Origin of the sequence: Fibrobacter sp. (assembly GCF_045112255.1) — a bacterium.
In the GTDB taxonomy this organism is placed as follows: domain Bacteria; phylum Fibrobacterota; class Fibrobacteria; order Fibrobacterales; family Fibrobacteraceae; genus Fibrobacter.
On record NZ_JBGUHR010000055.1, the window covers coordinates 19,153 to 30,983 of the forward strand.

Sequence of the window (11,831 nt, forward strand, 5' to 3'; positions counted from 1 at the left end):
CTGAAGGGGCCGTCGCGAAAGCGGCGGCTTCTTTTTTGTCTTTTAGGCTAATTTAGGAAACGGAAACTGATAAACTGCATTCGTCATGAATAACGGTCATTTTGCAGGTCGAATTAAGAAGTTCGTAGAGGATGCCGTCGAGAAGGCGAAGGGAACCGAGGGGCAGCTTTACAAGATAATGAACGCCCATGGGTTCTACGACGTCGCCGACGAGAACAACGGACTCACAAATTGGCAACGCGCCAGCGTACCAAGTTATAATCAGCACCGTATTTCTGAAATGTGCGACGCAATTGCAGAAATGATCGGCGACATGCTGAGTAACGAGGAATACGGGATCTTGTACCCAAACCTCGATGATGTTGTTGGTAAGCTTGACCTCAATGCGACTAAGACTGCATCTGAAATGCAAGTTGTCCGTGGCGCATTGGCTCCATTGACCTTCGGCCAATCCGAAACCGCAATGCAGTCGATGGGTCAGCTGACTGCCGTCCTCATGGGCGGATTTGCATTTGACCCAGACATCTTGCCGCCTATCGCGTTGAATATTCCAGGACTTCCGTTGACCTTCGCGAACGCTTATCCGAAAGGTTCGTTCCCAGCTGACTGGACTTTCCTTTATGACCACGAGACCGTTAAGTCGAAAAAGTTTTATGAGGCTGATGACGGCGGCATCGCTATCGGTGCCAATATCAAGCTGAACTTGGGCCAGTCCAGACAGCAAATCTTGAAGCTCGTGTTCTCTGTGCCAGATGTTGACGAGAATGGCATGACTAAGGGTGATGCCATCGGCGGCCTTAGTCCAGACGAATTTAACAAGATGTTCGATATTTCGGACAAGACTTATTCGGAAGCGGCATCGGCTGAATCGTCAAAGGACACTATCGAGAATTTCGAACTCGATGACGACCAGATGCAGCTTGCGTTCTTCCGCTACATCCAGCTTACCTTGTGGGGCGCAATCAAGAACCCAGACAACTGGGCTTATCTGCACTGGGGATGCCTTACGCACAACGCATGCCCAAGCGCCGTGAAGACTGCAATCTGCAGCTTTATACATACAAATGGTTTCGCTGTCGATCCGAAAATTTGTCCAGAAGCTGGCTTGATTTCCTATTGTGTGAACATGGGCATGGCTTATCTGACCGGAAGGACGAAGCCAGTATACATGTTCATATTGCCAGACATGACATATCTGGACGACAAGAATCAGAAGGTCACGGCCACTGCGGCGCTTGGCTGGAGCAGCAACAACAATGGAGTCCCAGTCGACAAGAAACTGGCCAACTTGCATTTCACGCTTGCTGCCGATATCTTGTCCCACTTGACCTATGACACGAATCCTAACCGCGTCGAATTGCGAAAGCGCCGTGTCGACGAAGCCAACTTGATCTACAAGTATGTTGGCTTGCCGACGATGAAGTTCAAGGATACCTTGATTCCTCCGGAACTGGCCGCTAACGCGATGGAGAAGCGTGGATTACTTTATCTGGTCAAGGGTACAATCAAGGTTTACGAAAACAAGAACTCGACGCTTCCTTTGTCCGATGCCAACTTCAAGATTGTCAATCAGGCGGAAAAGGGCGCGAACGAACTATCCGACATTACCATCAAGACCATCAAGTACATTCTCGCGAAGGCTGGCCTTCCGGGAATCGTCGTGACTTCCGTGTACCGTTCTCCAGAAGCGCAGACACGCGCAATGTTCAACAACCGTCAGAACCACGACGGCGGAATCGCTGTTAACTATGCGGCAAAGGGCCGTGCAGTTGACCAGTGCTATACCGACGTGTCTAACAAGTATTATCACGGACACAAGATTACGGATCCAGCGCACCAGAAGCAAGCCAAGGACGCCATGCAAGCCAAGTGCCAAGAATTTCTTGACCAAGGTACGCCAGTTTCGAACCACGGTTACGACCAGACGAAGCTGCAAGCCGTCGACATGGGCCCAAAGAGCAGCAAGGCTTATTTCAGGTTCACCGACGAACAGATGCGAAAGATGAATACGGCTTGCTGGGATGCGTACCAAGAAGGATATCTGAAGATTTACTTGGGCCCAGTAGAATATGGCGGCCCGAAGGTCAAAGACCCGGCGTTCCACATCGAAGTGTGGCAAGACAGCAAGCACAAGCACCCAGAAGGTTTCGGCTCGCAGCCAGCTCCTCCGAGCGTCGACTGCAAGGTGCTTGACGAGAACTTGAAGAACAAGAACACATGGGACTTGGTTTATGTCCACGACCAGACGCTGGCATAGGAGTAGTTATGGCAGAGATTTACAAGCAAACGAAGCAAGCATTTGACCAGAACGTCTACGCATACTTGGTGAAGCGTCTCCGTGAACCAGTGGAAGATACGGACGCATACGGCTGCGGATTCATTGACGAACGCGGCGCGGAGACCCAGTCTGCAAGTACAAATGCTAATGCCAAGTGGGCATACACCGACTTGGACAAGCTCATATTCTTCATGAAGTCGGCCATGGGTTCCGCAGTCGATACGCTTCCGAACGTTTTCGACTGGATTGACTCGCTGGCCATCATGAACCAAGTGGATCTTGTGAAGAATGTTCCGGTCTATCGAAAGGTGATCGGACTCGTGGAAGAGATTTCGTACCTTCCGCCAGAGAACCGTGGCGAAGGCAAGATGCAACCAAACGCCGATGATGCGAGCTTGACGATGGAACAGCGACTGCAGCGAGCTTTCACTTGCGCCCAGTTCCTCATGCACTGCATCATAAACAACGGTACGGTACAGAGCGAGAACTTCATGGCCAATACGTTCGATACCGACGTGCTGGCCGCTACCGAAGCTACCTTCAACATCCGTTCTGTTGGAACATACCGCGATATCGTGGACTTCTTGAAGAAGGGTCGCGTTATCGACTATGCGTCCGTCAAGCCGGAAGGATATGCGCTTGCCGTAAGGATTGCGAAGGCGTTGATGACTTCTGCAGATACGATTTTCAACAAAGATTTAACCAATTCACTGAACGAAGCCAAATCATGGAGGACTCTGTCGACGTATGCCGGATAAGCGTCAAATGTTCAACGGCGTCCCGTGTTTCAAGGTTGACGCTGACGATTTCATGTACATCGCGGCTTGCGCCACGATGAAGAAGCGTCTTCTGTCCAAGAATATCAAGAACGACGAGCTGCGTGAGTTCTATGTGTCCTCTCGTACGCCGAAGTTCACCGTTGACTATGATGGAGTACTTTTACAGTGGTAAGGGAAGCTTATGCTAGTTAAGAAGAACAAAGAAAACGACAATATAGCCACAAGGCTCCTTAGCCATGTGAGGGATTACGGTCAGGCGAACGAGCGCGGTGCCATTTTCGACCGAGTGTTCAACCGTGGTGACGTTGTTCGTCAGATTCGCGCTTCACGTAACGTGGTCGGCCAAGGCATCAACCAGATGCTCTCTCCAGACGGTTCCGCCGTCGACGGATTCAGCATGTACATGCCAGCGCTCGGTATCAGCGGTTCGAACAAGATCGATCCAGACAAGATACAGAACGCGATTGCCGAGAACCAAGCCCAGCTATACTGGAAGAAGAACCAAGAACGCGCTCGCAAGTACGACACGGTCGCATCTCGTTCAGAGGTGAACGAGTCCTTAATACAGATCTGTAACGAGGCCGTGTACAAGGACGACGTGGACGAAATCTGCTCGCTCGACATCGACCATGACGCCGCTATCGGCGATCCGGTGCGCAAGAAGCTCGGCAAGATCTTCCGCCAGACGGTTCTCCGCCGCATCATGAAGTTCCACCAAGACGGCTGGGAGTACATGAAGTACCTCTTGACTCGTGGCCGTATCTTCTTCGAAGTTATCTACGATCCCAATACTGGCAATATTGAAGGCGTGAACATGCTGCCGGAAGAGCACATGATCATCGTCGTTCAGGATAACTTGATTATCGGCTATCGCCAGATGCTTACTGGTACGATGGCCTCGCAGAACAACGGCAAGAACTATATCGACTTCTCGCCGAACCAGATTTTGTACGCATCCCTTGGCATGACTGGCCCCGGCGGCGTCAATGACCCGCGTTCCATCTTGGAACCAGCGATGAAGCCGTACAACCAGTTGAATACGATTGAAGACTCCGTCGTGATGTACCGTGTCCTCTGGGGCTCAGAGAAGCTTGTCCTCAAGGTTGACGTGTCTGGTATGACGAAGGCTACTGCCGAGAAGTTCATGAAAGACCAAGCGAAGATGTTCTCTCGCCGTCTCGATTACAACTCGATGACTGGTGAAGTGACCAACTTCGGTACGTCACCTGGCCTTACCGAACACTTCATCATCGGTGTGGGTAATGGTCGTACTGGTTCCAGCATTGAACGTATGCAAGGCGGTGCCGAGCTTGGAAACATTGATGACTTGAAGTTCTTCAAGCGAAACTTGGTGAACTCCTTGATGGTTCCGCCGGGTCGTATCACCGCTTTGGCTGGCGACTCCCAGAATTACTCACAAGGTAAGATCGGTGAAGTCACTCAGGCCGAAGTCTCGTTTGCTCGCCTCGTGCAGCGCTATCAGACTCCGTTCGAGACGATTCTTATTCGTCTGTTCGTGATGGTGCTGAATACTGACAACACGATCGACGACTCTATCAAGCTGCAAGAGTTCTATACCGTGCGCTTCCGCAAGTCCAACGGTTTCCAGAACTTCATCGACTCCGAAGTTTGGACGACGAAGCTCGCAGTGTTCGACTCGATGATGAAGCACGTGTCCTCGAAGGAAAATCCGAACGGCGCTCTCTCGAAGCAAGCCGCGTTGCGCTGGGGTCTGCGTCTCAACGACGAACAGTACAACCTCAACAAGGCTTGGTGCAAGGAAGAGAAGGCCGAAGAATCTGGCGAAGCTACTGGCGACGAAGGCGGTGGCGAAGACGCTGGCGGCGCACCGGATGCTGGTGGCGGAATGCCTGGAATGTAGTGTTAAAGGTGGTCATTCGACCACCTTTTTCATTTCAATGTAGGTTTTTGGCACTTTTTTCACGGCGTTTTTTGATACCCCTAAACATTATAACAAGAAACGCCTATCAGAGTAGTACCGCTGGTGCTGCCGAGAAGGCACAACAGAAGGACTACTTATGCAGACTCTTCAGAAAAAGAACCTCTCGAATAAGTGGCGCACCATTCTTGAATCCAACCTTGGTCGTCCTATTCGTACTCGCGCTGAAGCCAGCGTGATTGCTACCTTGCTGGAAAACCAGAACAAGGTTAACCGTGGCGCAATGCTCGAATCTGCCAACGTCTCCGCTGACGTTGCTCAGTATCAGCAGTACGCTCTCCCGATGATCCGTCGTCAGTTCCCGGAACTGCTCGCCATGAACACGGTGACTGTGATTCCGACAACGACTCCGCAGGGTATCTACTTCGCCCTTCGTTATCTTTACGATAACGAACCGCTCAAGACCACTGCTTTCCGTCGCGGTCAGAAGCAAGAAATTGGCTACGACCTCGTAGCTGACCACACTGGTTTCGCTGGCACGTTCAACCCGTGGACTACTGGCCGTGGTGAAATGTTGTCCAACTACATGGAAGGTACTGGTGTTAACGGTGCTTCCGCTAACGGCAACACTTTCGATCCAGAAGAACCGGGTCTCCTCTACAACAACTTTGGTGGCTCTTACCTCGCTGGCAACGACCAGTACGGTGACCTCTCCTTCAATATCAAGAAGGCTAGCATCAAGGTGATCAGCGGTGCCATCCGTGTTGGTACCCGCGCTATCAAGTCTCACTACACCATCGAACTCCAGCAAGACATGGCTGCAGCTCATGGTCAGGACGTGGAAGCTCTCCTCCTCGAAGGTCTCCAGTTTGAGATCCAGCAGAACATCGACCGTGAAATTCTTCAGGCCATGGTTCTCGTTGCTCAGACTCCGGCTCTCGGTGGTGAAGCTGCTATCCAGATGGACTTGGCTGACAAGAACATCCTCAACGCTGGTATGGGCCGCTGGGCTGCAGAACGTATCGCTGGTGGTATCGTAAATACTATCATCGCCGTGTCTCGCAAGATCGCTCTCACGACTCGTATGGGCTGCGGTAACTTCGCGATCATCTCTCCGGATATCGCCGCTGCTGTCGCAACTCTCAACAACGGTATCTATACTCCGACTTACCTCCAGACCGACGCTGCTGTGCAGCCGAGTGGTGGTGTGGCCGACGCTGGTAGCCTCTTGAACGGCAACATCAAGCTGTATCAGGACATCTACGCTCAGGCTTCTTACGCCCTCATCGGTTACAAGGGCCCGCGTCAGGGTGAGTCTGGTATCATCATGATGCCTTATATCCCATATATCTTCTGCAAGACCGCTGGTCAGGAAGATGGTTCTCCGCGCCTCATCGTTAAGAGCCGTTACGCCATCGTGGCTAACCTCCTCGGTGCTGGCCAGTTCTACCGTGTCATCCACTTCTCCAACGTCAACACTGTTATCACTGGCATCGACCTTGATAACATGCCGTGGCAGTCTAACGGTTCGCTCGCTGGTGCTTCGCTCCAGGCTGGCCTCTCTTACGAGACTGTTCCGAATGGCGTGGTGAACGTGCCGGGTGGCCTCTCTTACGAAGACAACAACTGGTAATGCGGTTGTTAGCTTAGTAAGCTAGAATGTAAGGAAGCGACGAAGTAATTCGTCGCTTTCTTTTTATGCGTAAATAACAATTCACAACTTATTAACAATCATATAAACTACTGCATAACTGAGCGGTAGTTTTTGATGAATCCCAAGGATAGTAAACAGTTATTGACTGCAGTCTTGAATAATGACACAGCGACGGTCAAGCAGATTGTCGGCGCGTACTTCGAGTCGTGTTATGCGTCAGAGCTGGAGAATGCATCCAAGGCCATCATGGAGTCTATCGGCAATGAGGGGAAGGCTTTGTATGGCAACTAATCAATTATACGGCGACGTGATTTTCGAAGGATCCTCGGCGGCAATGGTTGACCGCAAGGATATTTTTGGAAATAACGTTAAACGCTTGATTATCGAAGGCACGGCTATCCGCTGTAATATTCCCGGCATTAACAACCGAGCCTATCCGAAGCGTATTATCGAACGCGAAATGAACCGTCTTATCAAGGACTTCGTAGTCCGTGGTCGTCTCGCTGCTTCGTTGAACCATCCTCGCTTGGGCACAGACGGCACCGCGAAGGACTATCCTATTTTTGAAATGGACTTGATGTCCATCTGCGCCTTGATCGAAGACCTCCACATGGAAGGCGACGATCTCAAGGTTCGCATGGTCGTTATGGAAGAGACTGCTGCTGGTAGGCAGCTCGCCGCATTGATCCGTGGAGGTTATCATCCCGGCTTCTCTCTGCGTGGCGCTGGAAGCACCATCGAAATGGGAGACCATGAGGAAATCTCCGACGACTATACGATGATCACTATTGACGTTGTTGGTAATCCGTCATTTGGACAAGACGCGATTTTCACTGCCAGACAAGAATCTGCAGAGTCTGCTGGCAAGGCTCCGTTGATCGAATCTGTGACAGGACCACGACCGCTGGTCGAATCTGTTACGGATGTTATGAACCGTTACGGACGTGAAATCGAACACAACTACAGAAACTTTGTGGTTGGATTTGGTCGTTATGACAAAACTGGACTAATTTCTGCACTGCGAGGCTTCAACACATGCAATTAAGCTCAGTACTCACAGAAGAAGAAATGGCCGGAATAAATCCGGAAATCGTTGCGAAGATCGAATCTGCTTGCAACGGTGAAATTGCCGCCGCCCAAGAGGACAGCAAGGACAAGCAGCGCAAGCAAGTAAACCAGATGCTTGAAGCCGTATCCTCGAAGGCCGAAACCATGATCGCCGAGGCAGTATCGGAGAATGTTGCGAAGATGAAGACCAGTGCGATTAACGACCGCATGTTCAAGGTTCTCAGCGCAATGTCCGCCGTGCTTGAAAGCGCCGGAATTACTATCAGCCTCAACGGAACGACTTCCGAAGAGACCAAGAAGCTCCGCGACTTGCTGGCTCAAGCCAATACCAAGCTCAAGACGGCCTACGCCGAACGCGAGAACTTGAAGGACAAGCTGAACGAGGCCGAAAAGAAGTCCTACATCATGCGCCTAGTGCAGGGAATGAAGCCGAACGTGGTTCAAGCTGTCATGGCTCACTTCGTCAACTATGACGTTCGCGACATCACTTCCGACAGTATCATGAAGTTCATCGACGGTTCTTCCAATGATGTGTTCATGATGGATGTAGACCCAGAGCGTGACGGAAAGCTCAATATGGACAATGTGGTCAACGCATTGAAGGATATTGACGCCGAACTCGACCGCGAGAACAAGCTGGAATCTATCGATGGCGTGTTCGAATGCGACGAGCCGGAGGAAACTCCGAAGACTACGCCGAAGATCGAATCACTTACCAAGGGGCTCAAGCCGCAACGCGCCAATCTGTCCGCTGGCATGGATACGTTGTTCGAGGATGTCAACGCCGAGTACGTTGAAATTCCGACGGACGATGCTTCCGATATCGAAACCGCCATGTCGAATGTCAAGGCTTTCGAAAACCTCGGACTCGGAAAATTTGCCTAATAATCTCCTTGTTGGCTCCAAAGGGGCTCGGTCGCAAGACCGGGCCTCTTTTAGTGTAATTTATCTACCTAGACGAAATGTGCCTAACTGATAAACTAGGCGTGTAGAGGATTTATGAAACAACCAGACTACACTACCATTGCCCCTCGTGGACAGACGCAAGTCAACCAGAACGCGAATCCGTATGGATATTCGCAGAACGGATATCCGCCGCAGAATAACGGCTATCCGCAAGGCGGCTATGTACCTCAGAACAACGGCTACGTTTACAATCAGCCGAACAACGGATATCCTAACGCTGGATACGTACAGCCCAACCAAGAACAGAACGGCGTGTTCATTCCGACCCAAGTCAACATCGGTGAAGGTTCCCAAGAGTTCAGAAACGCATATCAGAACAACTTGAACCGTTTCAACGAAGTAAACCGCAAGGTCAAGGAAGGCATCAACCAGAGCGAAGCTGTACAGCGTGTCAAGGAAATGTCCTCTTATAAGACGAAGGTCGAGACCGACTGGAAGGACGACGTGCAAGGTGCCGCCATCAATCCGGAAATGATGCTGACCTTTATCGAGAACCTTTGTGTGTCCTTGAAGAACCCGCAAGAATGGCTTCCGCCCAAGTGCGAGAAGTATTTCGAACCGTTCAGCAAGAAGTCTGAACCGATCGTGCAAGCTCTCAAGAACACTGGTAACACAATCAGAAAACTGTGCGGTATGCCGCTTCCAGAAGCTGCACAGCCGCCGAAGGGATAATGACCTATGGGCACACCGTCAATCACTTTAGGCTACTATACATTTCCGTTTGCTGAAATCAATGCACCGATAGATGTGTTTGCCATCGACGAGAATGGTGATGACGACGGTCGTGTCCGTTCAGTCGAACTGGAAGCGATAAACGGTGTGTCAAATGGTTTTTATTTGACACTTGAAGGTGAAGAAAATGTACTGCTTAATATTCCTCCTCTATACGCTGATAAATCCGAAGTCTATCGGAAAATACCGTTAAGATTTGTTATTGGATATATCGACGTAGACAAGGACGAATTTGACAAGAACGGACTAGACTACTACGAAGAAGACGACCTGACCTACAAGCGTGTAGATGTCAATGTGTTTGCAACTGTCTTCGGTAAAGAACTCCCAACAATCACTTATGTCGAAAATCTGGCGTCTCGTGTTGACGAGGCGGCCTCTGTCGTTGTGCATGGCACGAACATGACTGACGGCTTGAGTATCAAGCTGACAAACGGCGAGACGGAATATGTTGTTCCTCCAGAAGATATCGAATTCGAAATAGATGAAGACGGCGTCGGCACGGCGACCTTTACGGTCTATCCGGGAAGGCTCGCCACTGACGGAAACGGTGCCGAACCGTGTGCCCAGTACAACATCTATTTCAGTTACGGAGACCAAGTGTTCGGCGATCCGAGCATTGGCTTGATCCGTTATAAGTACGATAGCGAAACCGATGAACAGCAGCGCTATTCTACCGAAGGCGTGACAATCGAGAAGGAGTGCTACAAGACTGGCTCGATGTCGCTTGTGTACAATACCGTCGACGAGAACGGAAATACAGTGACAAACGCTGCGGCGGATCCTCGGTTCGGTAATGACATTTACATTGTACAGACCAAATATAAAGTCACTGACCCAGACAAAATTTTTGGTGGGTCGATGGACAAATATGGCTTGCGTACAATGAAAGATGACGGATATGTTCTAAATGATGGAGACGTAGTTTTACTTCAGTATCAAGAAAATCCGTATGATAACGGATACTGGGTGGTGCATCCTACATTCTGGAAACATGTACATAACTGCGAAGACTATATCTATACGATGGTTCGCTTGAAGTACAACAAGAACTTGACTCATAAGGCTGGATTGTTGAAATTGGATGGGATTCAGCTTCTCGATGGCGATGTTGTTTGGTTGGCTCGCCAGACGGTTGAATCTGAAAATGGCTTATGGGTTGTTCATGCTGATAGTTGGCAAGGATTTAATGATACGGAAAGTGGATGCGATATCGACTGCTACAAAGTTCCGACTCCGATGCCAGTAGACGATTCTGTCTTGGTAGATTTGGGCGCTCGTGCCAGTTACCCAGTCGATTATGTATGTCGTGATAATGTTCCATACAAGTGTGGGTCTCGTACGATATGTAATTACAAGGTTTCACCGGGTAATGTGGTTGCCTTGCTTAACCAAGAAAATGGCGAAGACGGCATTTATTTGGTTACATGCAACAACTGGATAAAGTTGTCTGACGTACTTGAATCTGATGTGAATGGCACTACTGTTGACTTTACGTCAAACATTATCGTGCAAAATGATATCGACTTCTGTAAGTGCGGCGGCATATTCCACATTGACTATTATTTCTTGACTCCGTCGTGCTATATGCATCATCTGCAGCGCACGGTAAAGATTATGTGTGCTGGAGCTTCTATCGCTCCGAATAATGCCGACCATCAGTTCCGTATTACGGAATACCAGATTAAGGTTGGCGAAGAAGACGCGCTCATTGGTAATAATGGCAGAACGCCGGGAGATCCAGTGAAGGAAACTTGCGTAGTTGATAACGAAGATTTTGATTACGACTTCGGTATGAGTCTTGTTGAGCATCGACAGTATGTCGATGATCCGAAGTGTATTCAAACGCCGATGTGCGATAGCATTTGTGACGTTCCTCGCGTATATAATATACGAATGACGAATGGTTACAGTAATAGCAATGACCGCAACGGATTTACGATAAAATTCTGGCGTCTTGAGGAAGATGGGTGGCACTTGTATGCCTATGTCGCATCTGGTACGCAGATGACCGGAATGGATTACTATGTGTATCACTTGCACGTAAAGGGCAAGGCTACCGAAGCTATGGTCGATGTAAATGAACACGACTGGTTCTCCGAGACGACTGGCGTAATTGCTAGCGGTGACGGACGAGAGGCGTTTGGTTTATGTGATGAGCGATGGGAATTTGCTGATGGTACGCATGAACTGAGAAGTGAAACGTTGTATCAGCCATGGCGAATTACATGCACGACTAATTTGCTGGCTCACTGTACTGATTACGACAGAAGATTACGAATAACTTGTGCTGACATGGAAGTCGGCTGGAAGACGGTTCAAGCTATTGGTGACGAAGTAGAACCTGGATATATCAGCGGTATGCCACATTTGTTTGGTGTGGCTTACTATACAACGACGATGAGCAAGTCGCAATTTGTCGCTGAATACAATCAGTATGATCCGAACTGCATC

At 49.8% G+C, this 11,831-nt stretch carries 10 protein-coding genes; all 10 read left to right on the forward strand.

All coding sequences use genetic code 11. The features are described 5' to 3' along the window. Positions 1-85 precede the first annotated feature (85 nt). Entirely contained in the window at positions 86-2,257 is a 2,172-nt protein-coding gene (locus ACJMM9_RS07570) for a hypothetical protein (protein WP_405325343.1), read from the forward strand. 8 nt (positions 2,258-2,265) lie between these two features. Beyond that, on the forward strand, positions 2,266-3,036 hold the full coding sequence (locus tag ACJMM9_RS07575; protein ID WP_405325346.1) for a hypothetical protein: 771 nt from the start codon (positions 2,266-2,268) through the stop codon (positions 3,034-3,036). Then, the gene (locus tag ACJMM9_RS07580; RefSeq protein ID WP_405325349.1) at positions 3,026-3,229 is read left to right on the forward strand and encodes a hypothetical protein; all 204 of its coding nucleotides are present in this window, start codon (positions 3,026-3,028) and stop codon (positions 3,227-3,229) included. Before ACJMM9_RS07575 ends, ACJMM9_RS07580 begins: the two co-directional genes overlap by 11 nt. Before the next feature lie 9 nt (positions 3,230-3,238). Continuing rightward, positions 3,239-4,939 (forward strand): portal protein, encoded by a 1,701-nt coding sequence (locus tag ACJMM9_RS07585; protein ID WP_405325352.1) that lies wholly within the window; start codon positions 3,239-3,241, stop codon positions 4,937-4,939. Between the two features lie 157 nt (positions 4,940-5,096). Then, positions 5,097-6,590: a hypothetical protein gene (locus tag ACJMM9_RS07590; protein WP_405325355.1), complete on the forward strand. Its 1,494-nt coding sequence runs from the start codon at positions 5,097-5,099 to the stop codon at positions 6,588-6,590. A 135-nt stretch (positions 6,591-6,725) separates the two neighbouring features. Continuing rightward, positions 6,726-6,902, forward strand: a complete 177-nt coding sequence (locus tag ACJMM9_RS07595) for a hypothetical protein (protein WP_405325358.1) — start codon at positions 6,726-6,728, stop codon at positions 6,900-6,902. After that, on the forward strand, positions 6,892-7,656 hold the full coding sequence (locus tag ACJMM9_RS07600) for a hypothetical protein (RefSeq protein ID WP_405325361.1): 765 nt from the start codon (positions 6,892-6,894) through the stop codon (positions 7,654-7,656). Before ACJMM9_RS07595 ends, ACJMM9_RS07600 begins: the two co-directional genes overlap by 11 nt. After that, entirely contained in the window at positions 7,647-8,564 is a 918-nt protein-coding gene (locus ACJMM9_RS07605; RefSeq protein WP_405325364.1) for a hypothetical protein, read from the forward strand. The genes ACJMM9_RS07600 and ACJMM9_RS07605 overlap by 10 nt, the downstream gene beginning before the upstream one ends. Before the next feature lie 114 nt (positions 8,565-8,678). Beyond that, positions 8,679-9,317: a hypothetical protein gene (locus ACJMM9_RS07610; protein ID WP_405325367.1), complete on the forward strand. Its 639-nt coding sequence runs from the start codon at positions 8,679-8,681 to the stop codon at positions 9,315-9,317. A 6-nt stretch (positions 9,318-9,323) separates the two neighbouring features. After that, on the forward strand, positions 9,324-11,831 hold a 2,508-nt coding region (locus tag ACJMM9_RS07615), incomplete at its 3' end, for a hypothetical protein (protein WP_405325369.1).